This window comes from Nocardioides sp. WG-D5 (genome assembly GCF_054031175.1).
Genome location: NZ_CM132928.1, coordinates 2,274,182 through 2,289,891, shown reverse-complemented (window position 1 = coordinate 2,289,891; position 15,710 = coordinate 2,274,182). Strand labels below are relative to the sequence as shown.

The window sequence follows — 15,710 nt, the reverse complement described above, 5'->3', positions numbered from 1 at the left end:
GCACACACTAGATATTGGTGCGTTGAGCAGCCGGGCACGCCCGGAGGGACTCCGTCCGGAGCGAAGGAGCAACACATGCCCGCGATCACGATCATCGGCGCCCAGTGGGGCGACGAAGGCAAGGGCAAGGCGACCGACCTTCTCGGTGAGCACGTCGACTACGTCGTGAAGTTCAACGGCGGCAACAACGCCGGCCACACGGTGGTCATCGGCAAGGAGAAGTACGCCCTCCACCTGCTGCCCAGCGGCATCCTGACCGCCGGCGTGACGCCGGTGATCGGCAACGGCGTCGTCGTCGACCTCGCGGTCCTCTTCGAGGAGCTGAGCGGCCTGGAGGAGCGCGGCGTCGACATCTCCAAGCTGAAGCTGTCGGCCAGCGCCCACGTCATCGCCGACTACAACCGCCAGCTCGACAAGGTCACCGAGCGGTTCCTCGGCTCGCGCAAGATCGGCACCACCGGCCGCGGGATCGGGCCGACCTACGCCGACAAGGTCAACCGCATCGGCATCCGCGTCCAGGACCTCTTCGACGAGTCGATCCTGCGCGGCAAGGTCGAGGGTGCGCTGGAGCTGAAGAACCAGCTGCTCTCGAAGGTCTACAACCGGCGCGGCTTCACCGTCGAGGCGGTCGTCGAGGACCTGCTGTCCTACGCCGACCGGATCGCGCCGATGGTCTGCGACACCGGCCTGCTGCTCAACCAGGCGCTCGACAAGGGCGAGACCGTGCTGCTCGAGGGCGGCCAGGCGACCCTGCTCGACGTCGACCACGGCACCTACCCGTTCGTGACCTCCTCCAACGCCACCTCGGGTGGTGCCTGCACCGGCTCCGGCATCCCGCCGACCCGGATCGACCGGGTCGTCGCGATCGTGAAGGCCTACACCACGCGGGTGGGCGAGGGGCCGTTCCCGACCGAGCTCTTCGACTCCTCCGGCGACTACCTGCGCGACAACGGTCACGAGTTCGGCACCACCACCGGCCGCCCGCGCCGCTGCGGCTGGTACGACGCCGTCATCGCCCGCTACGCCGCCCGCGTCAATGGCGTCACCGACTTCGTCCTCACCAAGCTCGACGTGCTCGGCGGTCTCGACGAGATCCCGGTGTGCGTGGCCTACGACGTCGACGGTGTCCGCCACGACGAGATGCCCGTCAACCAGTCCGACTTCCACCACGCCAAGCCCATCTTCGAGATGCTGCCCGGCTGGAAGGAGGACATCTCCGGGGCGCGGTCGTTCAGCGACCTCCCGGCCAACGCCCAGGCGTACGTGAAGTACGTCGAGGAGATCTCCGGCGCTCCGATGTCGGTCATCGGCGTCGGCCCGGCGCGCGACGAGACGGTCATCATCAACTCCCTCACCTGAGGTCGTGGAGCTGGGAGTGGCCTCGTGGCCACTCCCAGCTCCACGGGTGCGCGCTCGGACGACGGATGATGACCCGCCCGGCCTTCAGATCGACCCCGTGAGGCGGGTCGTCGCCGTCGGGCGAGGGGATCACGTGACCGACGTTGTCCTGCTCCTTGAGCTCGCGCGCGGCGCGCGCGTTGCCGGGGTCGAAGACGTCGATGAAGCTGCCGAGGCCGTCGCCGAGCCCGGAGGAGACGCCGCGCCGCGAGGAGCGCAGGGCCTTGGTGCAGGCCGCGATCATCAGGCCGAGCACGACAACGACGGCGACGCCGAACACGACCCAGGTCATGTCCGGCAGGCTACGCCGATGCTCAAAGCAGCGAGGCACCCTCGACGACGCCGAGCGGCTCGGCCGCGATGTCGGAGCGTCGCTGGAGACCGTCGAAGGTGATCAGGTCGGCGGCGGCGTACGCCCGCGAGCGCGCGTCGTCGATGTCGTAGCCCTTCGCACGCACCGCCAGCACACGGCCGCCGGCGGTGACCAGGTGGCGGTGGTCGGGCTCCTCCGGCGTGGAGGCGTCGACGATCGCGGTGCCGGCGTGGATCACGTCCACGTCGTTGATCGAGTTGGCGTTGCCGACGCCGGTGATGACGTCGCCCTTGGAGGAGGACTCCGGGTAGCCGGCCGAGGCCAGCACGACGGTCACCGAGGCACCGTCGGAGAAGGCCGGCGCCTCGACGGTGTCCAGCGCGCCGGTGGCCGCCGCGAGCAGTAGGTCGCCGAGCGAGGACTCCAGGAGCGCGAGCACGGGCTGCGAGTCGGGGTCGCCGAAGCGGCAGTTGAACTCGATCACCTTCGGGCCCTTGGCGGTCAGCGAGAGCCCGACGTAGAGGCACCCGACGAACGGGGCGCCACGCTTCTCCATCTCGGCCAGCGTCGGCTCCACGACGGTCGCCAGCACCACGTCGGCCAGGTCGGGCTGGGCCCACGGCAGCGGCGAGTAGGCACCCATGCCGCCGGTGTTGCCGCCCTTGCCGCCGTCGAAGATCCGCTTGAAGTCCTGCGCCGGCTGCAGCGCGTAGGCCCGGGTGCCGTCGCAGATCGCGAACAGCGAGACCTCGGGGCCGTCGAGGAACTCCTCGATGACGACCCGCTCGCAGGCGGCCGCGTGGGCCAGCGCCTCCTCGCGGTCGCGGGTCACGACGACGCCCTTGCCGGCGGCGAGCGCGTCGTCCTTGACGACGTACGGAGCGCCGAACTCGTCGAGCGCGGCGGCCGCCTCCTCGGGCGTGGTCGCCACGCGCGAGCCCGCGGTCGGGACGCCGGCCGCGGACATCACGTCCTTGGAGAACGCCTTCGACCCCTCGAGCTGCGCGGCGGCCTGCGACGGCCCGAAGACCGCGATCCCGGCCTCGCGGACCGCGTCGGCGACGCCGGCCACCAGCGGGGCCTCGGGGCCGACGACGACCAGGTCGACGCTCAGCTCGCCGGCCAGGGCCGCGATCGCGGGACCGGACATGATGTCCACGTCCCGGAGCGTGGCGAACTCCGCGATCCCGGGGTTGCCGGGTGCGGCGTACACCTCGTTCCCCTCCTGGGAGAGCTTCAGAGCGAGCGCGTGCTCACGACCACCGGTGCCAACGACAAGGATCCTCACGGGCCCACCTTATGCTGCGACGAGGTCGTGAACCCGAGCGTGGTCCCCAGGTCACTCTCGGCCTCACCACCAGCGGTCAGTCCTCCGGCGGCGGGGTGACCGCCTCGTCGGGGCGGTGCTGGATGACGTCCTCGTAGTAGGACTCGGCCGCGTTGATGAGCTTGACCCACTCGCCGGCGAACTGGGAGAGCACCCAGCGGTGCTCGAGGATCTCGTGGAACATCTGCGCCGGGGTGAGCTTGGCGGCTGCGCCGGGCGGGCGCATGGCGACGATGGGCTCGTAGATCTCGCGCAGCCAGCGATTGGCGGCGACCTCGATCGGCAGGTCGCCCAGCTCGCGGGTGGCGCGGTAGGCGGAGATGTCGTTGAGGATCCGGCGGGCCTGGGCGTCCTGGACGTCGAGCCCGGTCAGCGTACGCAGCTCGCGGCGGTGGTGGCCCAGCTCGACCACCCGCGGCCGCAACGCCACCGTGTCGCCGTCCTCGCTGGTCGTGATGTCGAGCTCCTCGACGTCGAAGCCGAGGTCGTGGAGGCGCTCGATGCGCTGCTCGATGTGCCACATCTCCGCGGCGGAGAAGACCTGCTCCTCGGTGAGCTCGCGCCACAGCGCGTCGTAGCGGCTCTGCAGCCGCTCGACGATCGCGTCGATCGGGAAGGCCTCCGGCAGCGACTCGCTCGCCTGCAGGTCGAGCAGCTCCCCGTAGATGTTCTGGTAGGCGACGTCGAGGTCGTACTCCCGGAGCCGGTCGGAGAGCTCGGCCTTCAGCTCCCCGGTCTCGGCGTCGACCAGGTAGGCGGCGAACCCGTTCGCGTCGCGGACGAAGAGGACGTTCGACAAGGAGACGTCGCCCCAGTAGAAGCCGGCCAGGTGGAGGCGTACGAGCAGGACGACGAGGGCGTCGATCAGGCTGGGGAGCCGATCGGCGGCCAGACCCCGCTCGAACAGCGCGCGGTAGGGGAGCGAGTAGGTGAGGTGGTCGGTCATCAGCGCGGCGTTCAGATCGTTGCCGTCGCGGTCCTTGCGGCCGGTCACGACGCTCTTCGCGACCACCGTCGGCAGGCCGAGGCGCTGCAGCTCGCGCAGCATGTTGTACTCGCGGCGGGCGATGTCGGCCTGGGTCTCCTTGACGGCGTAGACGTTGCCGCGCACGCGCACGATCCGGACGACGTGGCGGCTCAGCCCACGCGCCAACGGCACCACGACGTCGTCGGGCCACTCCTCCAGGGGAAGTGACCAGGGCAGGGTGTAGAGGGCCGGATCGGGCCGGCTGGCGAGCATCCGCAGGGCCATACCGCCACGTTAGTGGGGTGGGGCACCGGACATGGGAGAATGTCCACCGTGACTGTGGTGCCCAACGTCCTCGCCAACCGCTATGCCGCTGCCGACCTCGCCGGGATCTGGAGTCCCGAGCACAAGATCGTCCTGGAGCGCCAGCTCTGGATCGCGGTGCTCAAGGCTCAGAAGGATCTCGGCATCGACGTCCCCGACGGGGTGGTGGAGGCGTACGAGAAGGTCGTGGACGACGTCGACCTCGACTCGATCGCGGCCCGTGAGCGGGTCACCCGCCACGACGTGAAGGCGCGGATCGAGGAGTTCGCCGCGCTGGCCGGCCACGAGCACATCCACAAGGGCATGACCTCGCGGGACCTGACCGAGAACGTCGAGCAGCTCCAGGTGCTCTCCTCGCTGAAGGTGATCCGCGACCGTGCCGTCGCGACGCTGGCGCGCCTCGCCCGGCTCGCGACCGAGCACGAGACCACCGTCATGGCCGGCCGTTCGCACAACGTGGCGGCTCAGGCGACGACGCTCGGCAAGCGGTTCGCGACGGTCGCCGACGAGATGCTCGTCGGGCTCCAGCGGGTCGAGGAGCTCATCGCCCGCTACCCGCTGCGCGGGATCAAGGGCCCGATGGGCACCGCTCAGGACATGCTCGACCTGCTCGACGGTGACGCGAGCAAGCTCGCCGCCCTCGAGGAGCGGGTCGCGGCTCACCTCGGCTTCGAGAACGTCTTCACCAGTGTCGGCCAGGTCTACCCTCGCTCGCTCGACTTCGACGCGGTCTCGGCGCTGGTCCAGCTGGTCTCCGGCCCCTCCAACCTGTCGACCACGATCCGGCTGATGGCCGGCAACGAGCTGGTCACCGAGGGCTTCAAGGAGGGCCAGGTCGGCTCCAGCGCGATGCCCCACAAGATGAACTCGCGCTCCACCGAGCGGGTCAACGGCCTCTCGGTCGTGCTGCGCGGCTACCTCTCGATGATCTCCGAGCTGGCCGGCGACCAGTGGAACGAGGGTGACGTCTCCGACTCGGTCGTGCGCCGCGTCGCGCTCCCGGACGCCTTCTTCGCCGCCGACGGCCTCTTCCAGACCTTCCTGACCGTGCTCGACGAGTTCGGGGCCTTCCCCGCCGTGATCCAGCGCGAGCTCGACCGCTACCTGCCGTTCCTGGCCACCACCAAGGTCCTGATGGCCGCCGTCCGCAACGGCGTCGGTCGCGAGGAGGCCCACGAGGCGATCAAGGAGGCCGCCGTCGGCACCGCGCTGTCGATGCGCAAGGGGCAGGCCGAGAACGACGTCTTCGCCAAGCTCGGCGCCGACCCCCGCCTCGGCCTGACCGAGGACCAGATCCAGTCGCTCGTCGCCGAGCCGATCGAGTTCACCGGAGCCGCCGTCGCGCAGGTCCAGGAGGTCGTACGCCGCGTGGAGGCCGTCACCGCCGCGCACCCCGAGGCCGCCGCCTACGTGCCGGGCGAGATCCTCTGAGATCTGACCGAACCGGCGTGTGACGCTCGGTGCCGAGCCGGACATGGAGGGGCGTGACACGTCTCGCCGATCCGTCCGCAGCGCTCTTCAGGGCGCTCTACGACGCCAACTTCCAGGCCGTGCTCGGCTACGCGCTGCGGAGGGTCGACCAGCCCGCCGACGCCGCGGACGTGGTCAGCGAGACGTTCCTGGTCGCCTGGCGGCGGCTCGATGACGCTCCGGCCGGCGACTACCGGCCATGGCTGTTCGGGATCGCCCGCAACGTACTCCTCAACCAGCACCGTTCCACCCGGCGCCGGGCGCGCCTGGGGGAGCGGCTGCGGGCGTTCCTGGGTGGGGCCGACGTACCCGACCCGGCCGCGGGCGTGGCCGAGCAGGATCGCGTACGCCGTGCCCTGGCCACCCTCTCCGTGGCCGACCGCGAGCTGCTGACCCTGATCGCCTGGGACGACCTGACGCCGAGCGAGGCGGCCGAGGTGCTCGGGATCGCGGCCGGCACCGCGCGGATGCGGCTGGCCCGGGCTCGGGCGAGGTTCGCGCAGGCCCTGGGTGACGCCGCCCCGGTGGCGGGACATGTGCGTGGTGTACCCCACCACTTCGCGACCGAGGAGGGCCGATGACCGACGATCTGTTCCGGCTGCGCGCGAGCAACCCGCTCACCCGGCAGGATCTCGACGTGCTGGTGCCGGCCTCGGAGCGCGCCGAGCTCCTCGAGGAGATCCTCATGTCCGCACCCGTCTTGGACCGTACGCAGCAGCGGCCGCGCCGCGCACGGCGCTGGGTCGCCGTCATCGGCGCCGTCGCGGCGGTCGCCGTGCTCGCGGTCGCCGCCCCGCTCGCGCTGAACCGGGACGACGCGCCCACGCTCGCCGCCGCGGGCAGCGGCAAGCCGGTCGACATCCTCGTGCTCGGCTCCGACAGCCGCTCCTGTGACGGATGCCAGGTCGACGGGGAGCGCGGCCCGGCCGGCTCGGACACCACGATCCTGGTGCATCTCGCGGCCGACCGCCGCTCGGCGTACGCCATCAGCATCCCGCGCGACCTGATCGTCACCCCTCCGGCCTGCGGGCAGCGCCAGGGCAGCGGGCAGCAGCGGTGGAACGCGGCCTACGTCGAGGGCGGCGGAGCCTGTGTCGCCGAGCAGCTGGAGTCGGTCACCGGCGAGCTGTGCGAGGAGTGCCGGGTGACGGTGGACCACGTGGTCGACCTGGACTTCGCCGCCATCCCGGCCATCGTCGACGCGCTCGGCGGCGTCGACGTCTGCCTCCCCGAGAAGGTCGCAGATCCTTACACCGGCGCGAGGTTCCACCAGGGCTCCCAGACCCTCGACGGGCGGGAGGCGCTCGACTACGTACGCCTTCGCCACGGTCTCGGCGACGGCGGCGACCTCGACCGGATCACCCGGCAGCAGGCGTTTCTCGCCTCGATGACCAGCAAGATCCTGGCGGCGGGCACGCTGTCGGACCTCGACACGGTCCTGTCGATCCTGGAAGCGGCCGGTTCAGGACTGAAGACCGACCTGGACCTGCGTACGCTCGCTGAGCTCGCCGCGGGCCTGGACGGCATCGGGCGGGACGACGTCACCCTGATGACGGTGCCGACGGAGACGGAGCCGCAGGACCCCAACGCCCTGCTGCTCGACGAGACTGCGGCCGCCGATCTCTTCGAGGCGGTCGCGAACGACGACCCGGCGCCGTCACCGAGCAAGCCCGCCGACGACTCGAGGGACGTCGGCGTCTGCTGAGCTCCGCGGGTCGCGTGAGAGGCTTCGCGTGTGTCCGAGCCCAACGTCATCACCGTCGCGGCAGTCGTCTTCCGGGACGACGTGGGCCGGATGCTGACCGTCCGCAAGAACGGCACCGCGAGCTTCATGCTGCCCGGCGGGAAGCTGGAGCCGGGGGAGTCGGCCGTCGAAGCGGCCGTGCGCGAGGTCGCGGAGGAGCTCGGCGTACGTCTCCGGGTCGAGGAGCTCACGCTGCTCGGTGAGTTCGAGGCGGATGCGGCCAACGAGCCGGGCCACCTGGTGCGCTCGACGGTCTTCACCTGGGCTGGCGCGGTGACGCCGGACGCGGCCGCCGAGATCGCGGAGCTCCGCTGGGCGAGCCTGGCCGAGATCACCGACGGAGCCGACTTCGCCCCGCTGACCCGGGAGTACGTCGTCCCGGCCCTCCAGCTCGCCTGAACCCCGGCGGCGGGCCACCGCGCGGTGGCAGACTGTCGACATGTCCGGGTACTTCGCCGCCGACTCGATGGTCGTGCGTGCGATGCGTCAGCGGGTGGTCGGCCTCACCTGGGGACAGCGGGCGCTGATCATCGGCGGTCTGCACCCGCGGCTCTTCGTCGGCACCGCCCAGCACACGGCTCATCGGGCGACGCCGTACACCCGGCTCGCGCTGACCGCCCGGCTGATGGAGACGGTCTTCCTCGGGACGAAGGACCAGGCCGACAGGGCGCTCGCGTTCACGGCGAAGAGGCACGTGCCCGTCGACGGGACGATGGAGGTCGACGGAGGCCCCGCCCACCCCGCCGGATCGCACTACTCGGCCACCGACCCCGGCCTGATGTGGTGGACGGCGGCGTTCGCGCTCGACTCGGTCGAGTTCATGTACGACGCCCTGGTCCGTCCGCTCCGCCCGCACGAGCGCGAGGAGCTCTTCGACGGATTCGTGACCTGGGCGGGTCTCTTCGGCATGCCGGCCGACGCCGCGCCGGCGTCCTATCCCGACTTCCGGCGCCGCTTCGACGCCTGGCTCTCCTCGGACGACCCCTACCTGGTCGACGAGGCCCGCCTGGTCGGGCGCCACATCGCCGGGAGCGCCGGCTACCACCTGCCCGGTGGAGCCCCGACCTCCGAGACGCTCCGGACCGTCGTCCAGGGCAGCCTTCCGGCGATCGTCCGCGAGCACTACGGCATCCCGTGGTCGGCCGCGGCCGAGACGAGATGGCGGGCCGTACGCACCGCCAGCCGCCTCGCCCACGGCCGCCTCTCGCTCCTCGGGCCCACGCCGTTGCTGCGGGGGAGGAGCGAGCACTTCTACAAGGTCGTCCAGCGCGGTGAGCAGTCCTTGGTGCGCCGGGGCGGTGTCAGCATCCCCGGCGTCTCCGACGTCACGCCGGCTTGACGTCCAGCACGACCTCGAACTCCAGCAGGTCGGCGCCGGTCGAGACCGGCTTGCGCGGTGCCTCGCCCGGCGGGGTCGCGTGGGCGGCTCGCGCGTCCCCGTCGCGCCAGGCCGCGAAGGACTCCTCGGAGTCCCAGTGGGTGACGACGAAGTAGCGGTCGTCGCCGGCCACCGGGCGCAGCAGCTGGAAGCCGAGGAAGCCCGGCGACTTCTCGACGGCGCCCGCGCGGGCCGCGAACCGCTTCTCGAGCTCGGCGCCCGCACCCTCCGGCACCTGGATTGCATTGATCTTCACCACAGACATGCCGCAAACCTATGCGAGGGCTGGGGACGCGGCGTACGTGCCTGCGACGATGGACGGCATGTCCGAGCCGGTAACCGTGACCATCGCCCGCCGAGTCTCCGTGGAGCGCCGCGACGAGATGGTCGCCTGGATGCAGGCGGGGATTCGGCTGGCCAGCGAGTTCCCCGGCTTCCTCGGCGCGGGCTGGGTGCGGCCGTCTCCGGACTCCGACCAGTGGCATCTGCTCTATCGGTTCGACTCCCACGAGACCCTGGGGCGCTGGGACAACAGCCGCCAGCGCGGCTGGTGGCTGGGCGCGGGCGAGCCGTTCGTGGAGGAGACCCGGATCGAGCGGCGCACCGGGATCGAGGGCTGGTTCGACCCGCCCAGCACCTACGACGTCGAGCAGGTCTCCGGTGTCGCGTCGCCTCCGCCGCGGTGGAAGCAGACGATCACGATCTTTCTGATGTTCTACCCGGTCAGCCTGCTCGCCAACTGGCTGATCGGACCGCTCGTCGCCGAGTGGACGCTGCCGCTGAAGGTGCTCGGCGTGATGGTCGTGACGCTGCCGTTCATGACCTACTTCGGGCTGCCGTGGATCACCCGCAACATGGAGTGGTTCCTGCACGGGCGCCCGGCGCCCTGGCGCCGCTAGGCCTTCGGCTTGCTGTCCTCCGCGGAGAGGACGGCGTCGAGGAGCCCCGGGAACCGCGCGTCGAGGTCCTCACGGCGCAGCGAGAGGCGACGCGCGCGGCCGTTGGCCTCGTTGCGGACCACCCCGGCCGTACGCAGCACCTTCATCAGGTGCGACTTGGTCGACTTCGGCACGTCCGGGTTGCTCAGGTGGCATTCGGCCATGTCGAGGGGGCCGTCGACCAGCTGACGGGCGATCGCCAGGCGCTCGGGGTCGCTGAGCGCGAAGAGCACGGTCGTCAGTGAGAGCTCCGACCGCTCGGGATGCGGAAGGTCCGGGGAAGAACTCATGGTTCGATAATAGTTGCACAGTCGTCGGGAGGCACGTACTCTCCTAAAAGGTTCGAAAAAATTCGAACGATGGATGGAGTGGTGATGTCGGCAGAGGTAATGAGCGCGACGACGACGGACGTCGTCGCAGGGCGGCGGCTCGGCGCCGGGATGGCCCTCGGGGCCGTGGTGCTGATGATGGCCGGGGCCAGCGCGCCCTCGCCCTTCTATCCCGACCTCCAGGTCGGGCTCGGCCTGCAGCCCTGGGTGATGACGGCGGTCTTCGCCGTCTACGCCGTGGCGCTGCTGGGCACGCTGCTCGTGTTCGGCTCGGTCTCCGACCATGTCGGCCGACGGCCCGTGGTGACGGTCGGGTTCCTCCTGCTGGCGGGCAGCTTCGCGCTCTTCCGGGGAGCCGATACGGCGGCCTTCCTCTTCGAGGCGCGGATCCTGCAGGGGGTCGCGAGCGGCCTGCTGCTCTCGACGCTGTCGGCCACCGTGGCCGACTTCGAACGACCGTCGCGACCCGGTTCGGCCGCGGTGGTCAACGCCGTCGCGCCGATGGTCGGGCTGGCGCTCGGTGCCGTCGTCGCCGGCGTGGTCCTCCAGGTGAGTGGTGACGCGCGGCTCCTCGTCTTCGACGCCCTCGTCGTCCTGTCGCTCATCCTGGCGGCAGCTGTCTGGCTCGCGCCCGAGACCGCGCCCCGCCACGAGGGTCTGCTCGCCTCGCTGCGTCCGCGGGTCGCCGTGCCGCCGGGGATCCGGGGCCTGCTCGCCCGCAGCGCCCCGGCGATCTTCGCCGGCTGGGCCACCGGTGGGCTCTTCCTCTCCCTCGGGGCCGCGATCGTACGCAGCGAGCTGGGCGCCACCAGCCACATCCTCCAGGGGCTGGCGATCGGAGCCCTCGCCGGAGCGGGGGCGGTGGCGGCGTACGTCTTCCGCAACCGGTCGGCCCGCGCGACGACGCTCTACGGCACGGCCGCACTGGCCGGCGGCACCGTGCTCAGCCTGCTTGCCCTGCTGACCGGCTCGGCGGCGGCGTACCTCGTCGCCGTGGTCGTGGCCGGCACCGGCTTCGGCACCGCCTTCTTCGGCATCCTGCGCACGATCATGCCGCTCCTGCCCGCCCACGAGCGGGCCGAGGTCTTCGCGGTGATCTTCATCGTGTCCTACCTGGCCTTCGGCATCCCTGCCGTCGTCGCCGGGCTGCTGACGCCGGAGATCGGGCTCGCCGCCACCACCTACGGCTACGGCGCCGTCGTCGTGGTGCTCTCCTCCGTGGCCGGGCTGCTGCGCTGGCGCAGCAACGACTGACCGCCCCCGCGGCCGGTCAGCGCCGTCAGGGGTGGGCGATCGCCCCGCCGCCCTTCCGCTCCTGGTACGTCGCCGAGAGCTCGTCGTAGGTCCGGCTGATCCGGGCGAGGTGCTCGGGGTCGGCGAGCGGGGCGAGGGCGGTGCTGGTGAAGTAGTCGTTGGTGCGGTTGTAGAGGTCGCGTGCCGGGTCGACCTCGTCGCGGTCGGGGTCGGGGACGGCGTAGACGCCCTTCAGGATCGCCAGGTCGTAGGGGATCGCGAAGGAGGCGGCCGAGTCCTGGTGGCTGAAGAGGTAGGCGAACTCGGGGATCCCGGACCAGGCCACGCCCGAGAGGCACAGCGAGCACGGCTCGTGGGTCGCCAGCAGCAGGCTGTCGCCGGGCGCCGGCCGATCATCGGCCGGCAGCTCGAAGAAGCGCTTGATGGCGTGGATCTCCCCGTGCCACAGCGGGTTCTCGGTCTCGTTGTTGGTCTCGGCGACCACCATGGACAGGTCCGCCCGCCGCAGGATCGCGGCACCGAAGATCTTGTTGCCCGCGGCCACGCCGGCACGGGTCAGCGGGACGATCTCCTGCTCGATGACGTCCAGCAGGCGGCGTACGTCTGCCTCGTCGAACCGGACCTCCGGCGACATCAGATCAGGGCCTCGCCGCCGTGGGTGGCGAGCTTGCGGGCGACCTCGGCGAGGTCGGCGCGCCAGATCTCGGCGGGGCCGGGCGGGAGGATGTCGTCCCAGTCGGGCGAGAAGCTGCCGCGTACGGAGAGCAGGTCCTGCGGACGGGCCAGGAACCACATGTGCAGGTGCTCGGCGCCGTCGCCGATGCGCATCGCGTGGCAGCGGGCGATGTTGGGCAGGCTCTCGATGATCCGGACGAGCCGCACGGTGAGGACGCCGAACTCGGCCGCCTGGTGCTCGTCGAGATCAGGCAGGTCGTAGTGCTCGAGCGGCTCGAGGATCAGCACCAGCGGGAGGCCGGACTGCTTCAGGTGCTTCACCCGCCAGCTCTCGTCCTGCCAGATCACGCCCGGCAGATCGGTGCCGCACAGGTTGCAGTCGACGCCGTCCTCGCCCGAGCGCGGCTCCTCCGGAGCCGGAGGAGCGAGCGGCTTCGGGGCGATCTCCCCGTCGCGGACGACCCACGGGAAGACGTCCCACTCGGTGACGCTCGGGGCGGGCAGGTCGCCGGCGGCCTGGACGCGGGCGTAGATCTGATCTGCTGTCTCGGCCATGGCTCGAAACCATGCCATATCCGGCGCCACCGCGCGGCGTGGTTTCTTAGTCGAGTGAGTGACTTGACTAAGATGCCTCCATGACCACCGGTTTGCTTCCGTCCCTCCCGTCCTACGACGGTGCCGAGCTCGTCATCCCGGCGCCGGGCGAGGGCCCGGGCAACTGGGCCGGCGCCGCGAGCGCCGTCTTGGTCGACGGCGTCTTCTGGCTGACCTGGCGCAACCGGCGCCCGCTCTCCGACGGTCGCGGCGTGACGGTCAGCGTCGCCCGGTCGACCGACGGGGTGCGGTTCGAGACGGTGACCGAGGTCCACCGAGACCAGTTCGGCTGCGAGTCGCTGGAGCGGCCGGTGCTGGTCGCGCTGCCCGAGGGCGGCTGGCGCCTCTACCTCTCCTGCGCCACCTGGGACTCCAAGCACTGGTGGGTCGACAGCCTCACCGCCGACACCGTCGAGGGTCTCCCGGGCGGCGACCGCCGGGTCGTCCACCCCGGCAGCGACACGGTCGCGGTCAAGGACCCCGTGATCGCGATCGACCCGGTGACCCAGACCTGGCAGATGTGGCTGTGCTGCCACCCGCTCACCGAGCCGGGCCACGAGGACCGGATGACGACCCGCTACCTGACGAGCACCGACGGCCTGGAGTGGCACGACGACGGCGAGGTCCTCGCCGGCCGTCCTGGCCGGTGGGACGCCCGCGGTGCCCGGGTGACCACGGTCGTCTCGCACGACCCGCTCGTCGTCCTCTACGACGGCCGCGCCGACGCCGCGTCCAACTGGTACGAGACCACCGGCGTCGCCCGCTGGGACGGCACCCGTCTGGTCGCCGACCCGGAGACGGCCCCCATCACCAGCCCGCACTCCGACGGCGCGTTCCGCTACGCCAGCGCCGTGCCGCTGCCCGACGGCCGGATCCGCTACTACGTGGAGGCCGCCCGCGAGGACGGCGCCCACGACCTGATCACGCTGGTTCGCTGAGCGGCCGAGCCCGCTCCTGGAACGACCCGCGGCTCGCGGTGGAGAGCCAGTCGGAGAAGTCCTGGCCGCTCACCTTGGTGAGCAGCTCGATGTCCTCGGCGAAGGCGGGCAGGAGCTGCTCGCGCTGCTCCGGTGTCAGCCGGGGACGGTGGTGGTCGCCCGGCCCGGCGAGCTGGCGCAGCAGCGGCGGGTAGGTCCTGCGCCAGACCTCCGGCGGCGCGAACTGGGCGAGCCAGGCACCGCCCCTGACCACCGGACCGAGCACCTTCGGGCGCCAGCCGGGTTCGACGTACGTCCTGCTGTTGTCCCTCGGGATGTGGTCGACGTGGCCCTGCTCGATGCCGAGGAAGCGGCAGGCGCGGTCGACGGTCGCGGCCGGCTCGTCGACGATGTCGCGATAGCGCACGACCAGGACCCGGTCCTCGCCGACCAGGTCGTAGAGGTGGTCGAGCTGCCGGCCGTAGAGCCCGAGCTCGCGGTAGCGCCAGAACGGCGCCCAGCCGTCGTGGGCGCGCTTGTCCTGGAGCCGGAACGCCGTGGGGAAGTCGGCGACGGGCTCCAGGCCGTCGCACCACAGGTGCATCCAGTTGGAGTAGGCGCGGTCGATCGGGTCCCGCACGACCGTGATCAGCTTCACCCCCGGAAGCTCCCTCGCGATCCGCCGCTGCGCGCTGGTGGACCAGAGGTAGAACGGCGTGCTCTCGCCCCGCACCGCGTGCTCGGGGGCGGCGGCGAAGAGGCGGTCGTAGTCCTGCCGCCGCCAGACCCACTCCTGCTGGGAGTGCTTGTCGCCCGGGCCGCGCCAGTGCGGCGGGGGAGCGTCGTCGCAGAGCCAGTACTTCGGCTCCTTCGGCGTCGTCGCGAACACCTGCGGGTGCGTCGCGAGCGCCGAGTGCAGCGCCGTGGTCCCGGCCTTCGGTGCCCCGATGATCAAGAAGTCTGGCTGTGGTCGTCGTTCCATGGGCGGCCCTCCCGCTTAAATTGCTCGAAACAGTCTACTTAAGCGAGAAAAGGTTCTGGAAGTCCATCTCTTAGGCTGATCCCGTGGCTGAACTCAACATCCCTCCGGCGCCGGCGATCCCAGGCGCGAAGCACCTCCACTCCGGAAAGGTGCGCGACCTCTACGAGCTGGAGGAGGGTCCGTACGCGGGCCAGCTCCTGATGGTCGCCAGCGACCGCATCTCGGCCTTCGACCACGTCTTCGACACGGTCATCCCGGACAAGGGCGAGATCCTCACCAAGCTGTCGCTGTGGTGGTTCGAGCAGTTCGAGGACCTGGTGCCGACCCACGTCCTCTCGACCGACGTGCCCGCGGCCGTCGAAGGCCGGGCGGTGGTCGCCCAGAAGCTCCACATGCTGCCGGTCGAGTGCGTCGCGCGTGGCTACCTGACCGGCTCGGGTCTGCGTGAGTACGAGGCCACCGGCGAGGTCTGCGGCATCCGTCTCCCTGCGGGCCTGGTCGACGGCTCCCGGCTGACCCCGCCGATCTTCACCCCGGCGACGAAGGCGGAGCTCGGCGACCACGACGAGAACGTCACCTATGAGTACATCTCCCGGCTGATCGGCGAGGACGACGCCGCCGCGGTGCGCCGGCTGACCCTGGCCGTCTACCAGCGCGCCGACGAGATCGCCCGCGGCTGCGGCCTGATCCTGGCGGACACCAAGTTCGAGTTCGGCGTACGCCAGGACGACCTCGGCATCCGCACGATCGTGCTCGCCGACGAGGTGCTCACCCCGGACTCCTCCCGCTACTGGGACGCGAGCCAGTGGCACCCCGGCAGCGCGATCCCCAGCTTCGACAAGGACGTCATCCGCCGCTGGCTCCTCTCGCCCGAGTCCGGCTGGGACCGGGCCGCCGGTGATCCGCCGCCCGAGCTGCCCGAGGAGATCGTCGCGCGCACGCGGGCGAAGTACGTCGAGGCGTACGAGAAGCTCACCGGCCACCGCTTCTGACGAACGCCAGGCAAAGTTTCAGGGACACGTGTCGCACTAAAGTTGAGACCGTGTTCCCTGAGAACCTACGCACGGGTAGGTTGTGACGCGTAACACGCACACCACTGG

General features: G+C 71.0%; 18 protein-coding genes. 10 read left to right on the top strand and 8 right to left on the bottom strand.

Going from position 1 to position 15,710, the window contains the following annotated elements:
- Positions 1 to 75: 75 nt before the first annotated feature.
- On the top strand, positions 76 to 1,359 hold the full coding sequence (locus ACWZJV_RS11205; RefSeq protein ID WP_008360478.1) for an adenylosuccinate synthase: 1,284 nt from the start codon (positions 76 to 78) through the stop codon (positions 1,357 to 1,359).
- Here the strand turns inward: ACWZJV_RS11205 and ACWZJV_RS11200 are convergent.
- The 3 genes from ACWZJV_RS11200 to ACWZJV_RS11190 form a co-directional block, all read right to left on the bottom strand.
- Entirely contained in the window at positions 1,352 to 1,690 is a 339-nt protein-coding gene (locus tag ACWZJV_RS11200) for a hypothetical protein (protein WP_008360481.1), read from the bottom strand. The genes ACWZJV_RS11205 and ACWZJV_RS11200 overlap by 8 nt on opposite strands.
- Positions 1,691 to 1,712: 22 nt before the next feature.
- Positions 1,713 to 2,999 carry a phosphoribosylamine--glycine ligase gene (purD, locus tag ACWZJV_RS11195; RefSeq protein ID WP_008360482.1) on the bottom strand — a complete coding sequence of 429 codons (1,287 nt, stop codon included), beginning with the start codon at positions 2,997 to 2,999 and terminating at the stop codon, positions 1,713 to 1,715.
- Between the two features lie 76 nt (positions 3,000 to 3,075).
- On the bottom strand, positions 3,076 to 4,290 hold the full coding sequence (locus ACWZJV_RS11190; RefSeq protein WP_196872646.1) for a DUF4032 domain-containing protein: 1,215 nt from the start codon (positions 4,288 to 4,290) through the stop codon (positions 3,076 to 3,078).
- 54 nt (positions 4,291 to 4,344) lie between these two features.
- On the opposite strand from ACWZJV_RS11190, the gene purB reads away from it, so the two are divergent.
- From purB to ACWZJV_RS11165, 5 genes are read left to right on the top strand one after another with little or no spacing between them, the layout of a single operon-like run.
- Entirely contained in the window at positions 4,345 to 5,760 is a 1,416-nt protein-coding gene (gene purB, locus ACWZJV_RS11185) for an adenylosuccinate lyase (RefSeq protein ID WP_457181945.1), read from the top strand.
- A 53-nt stretch (positions 5,761 to 5,813) separates the two neighbouring features.
- A complete protein-coding gene (locus tag ACWZJV_RS11180) occupies positions 5,814 to 6,380 on the top strand; it encodes an RNA polymerase sigma factor (RefSeq protein WP_457181492.1) in 567 nt (188 codons plus the stop codon).
- The gene (locus ACWZJV_RS11175; RefSeq protein ID WP_457181490.1) at positions 6,377 to 7,504 is read left to right on the top strand and encodes an LCP family protein; all 1,128 of its coding nucleotides are present in this window, start codon (positions 6,377 to 6,379) and stop codon (positions 7,502 to 7,504) included. The genes ACWZJV_RS11180 and ACWZJV_RS11175 overlap by 4 nt, the downstream gene beginning before the upstream one ends.
- A 30-nt stretch (positions 7,505 to 7,534) precedes the next feature.
- Positions 7,535 to 7,942 carry an NUDIX hydrolase gene (locus tag ACWZJV_RS11170; RefSeq protein WP_457181488.1) on the top strand — a complete coding sequence of 136 codons (408 nt, stop codon included), beginning with the start codon at positions 7,535 to 7,537 and terminating at the stop codon, positions 7,940 to 7,942.
- Between the two features lie 40 nt (positions 7,943 to 7,982).
- Positions 7,983 to 8,882 (top strand): oxygenase MpaB family protein, encoded by a 900-nt coding sequence (locus ACWZJV_RS11165; RefSeq protein WP_457181487.1) that lies wholly within the window; start codon positions 7,983 to 7,985, stop codon positions 8,880 to 8,882.
- Here the strand turns inward: ACWZJV_RS11165 and ACWZJV_RS11160 are convergent.
- Positions 8,869 to 9,186 (bottom strand): antibiotic biosynthesis monooxygenase family protein, encoded by a 318-nt coding sequence (locus ACWZJV_RS11160; protein WP_165111380.1) that lies wholly within the window; start codon positions 9,184 to 9,186, stop codon positions 8,869 to 8,871. The genes ACWZJV_RS11165 and ACWZJV_RS11160 overlap by 14 nt on opposite strands.
- A 58-nt stretch (positions 9,187 to 9,244) precedes the next feature.
- Between ACWZJV_RS11160 and ACWZJV_RS11155 the strand changes: the two genes are divergently transcribed.
- Positions 9,245 to 9,820 carry an antibiotic biosynthesis monooxygenase gene (locus ACWZJV_RS11155; protein WP_196872650.1) on the top strand — a complete coding sequence of 192 codons (576 nt, stop codon included), beginning with the start codon at positions 9,245 to 9,247 and terminating at the stop codon, positions 9,818 to 9,820.
- On the opposite strand, the gene ACWZJV_RS11150 is transcribed toward ACWZJV_RS11155, so the two are convergent.
- On the bottom strand, positions 9,817 to 10,149 hold the full coding sequence (locus ACWZJV_RS11150; RefSeq protein ID WP_008360492.1) for an ArsR/SmtB family transcription factor: 333 nt from the start codon (positions 10,147 to 10,149) through the stop codon (positions 9,817 to 9,819). The genes ACWZJV_RS11155 and ACWZJV_RS11150 overlap by 4 nt on opposite strands.
- 84 nt (positions 10,150 to 10,233) lie before the next feature.
- Between ACWZJV_RS11150 and ACWZJV_RS11145 the strand changes: the two genes are divergently transcribed.
- Positions 10,234 to 11,442, top strand: coding sequence for an MFS transporter (locus ACWZJV_RS11145; protein WP_457181486.1), 1,209 nt, complete (start codon positions 10,234 to 10,236; stop codon positions 11,440 to 11,442).
- Between the two features lie 25 nt (positions 11,443 to 11,467).
- On the opposite strand, the gene ACWZJV_RS11140 is transcribed toward ACWZJV_RS11145, so the two are convergent.
- Both ACWZJV_RS11140 and ACWZJV_RS11135 read right to left on the bottom strand, forming a co-directional pair.
- Positions 11,468 to 12,076 (bottom strand): nucleoside deaminase, encoded by a 609-nt coding sequence (locus ACWZJV_RS11140; protein ID WP_457181485.1) that lies wholly within the window; start codon positions 12,074 to 12,076, stop codon positions 11,468 to 11,470.
- A complete protein-coding gene (locus ACWZJV_RS11135) occupies positions 12,076 to 12,672 on the bottom strand; it encodes a hypothetical protein (protein ID WP_040755876.1) in 597 nt (198 codons plus the stop codon). The genes ACWZJV_RS11140 and ACWZJV_RS11135 overlap by 1 nt, the downstream gene beginning before the upstream one ends.
- Before the next feature lie 80 nt (positions 12,673 to 12,752).
- On the opposite strand from ACWZJV_RS11135, the gene ACWZJV_RS11130 reads away from it, so the two are divergent.
- Positions 12,753 to 13,649, top strand: coding sequence for a hypothetical protein (locus tag ACWZJV_RS11130; RefSeq protein ID WP_457181483.1), 897 nt, complete (start codon positions 12,753 to 12,755; stop codon positions 13,647 to 13,649).
- Here ACWZJV_RS11130 and ACWZJV_RS11125 read toward each other — a convergent pair.
- Positions 13,633 to 14,610 carry a sulfotransferase family protein gene (locus ACWZJV_RS11125; protein WP_457181481.1) on the bottom strand — a complete coding sequence of 326 codons (978 nt, stop codon included), beginning with the start codon at positions 14,608 to 14,610 and terminating at the stop codon, positions 13,633 to 13,635. The two genes, ACWZJV_RS11130 and ACWZJV_RS11125, sit on opposite strands and share 17 nt — an antisense overlap.
- Positions 14,611 to 14,693: 83 nt before the next feature.
- Here ACWZJV_RS11125 and ACWZJV_RS11120 point away from each other — a divergent pair, with 83 nt between their 5' ends.
- Positions 14,694 to 15,602, top strand: coding sequence for a phosphoribosylaminoimidazolesuccinocarboxamide synthase (locus tag ACWZJV_RS11120; RefSeq protein WP_457181479.1), 909 nt, complete (start codon positions 14,694 to 14,696; stop codon positions 15,600 to 15,602).
- Positions 15,603 to 15,710 lie beyond the last annotated feature (108 nt).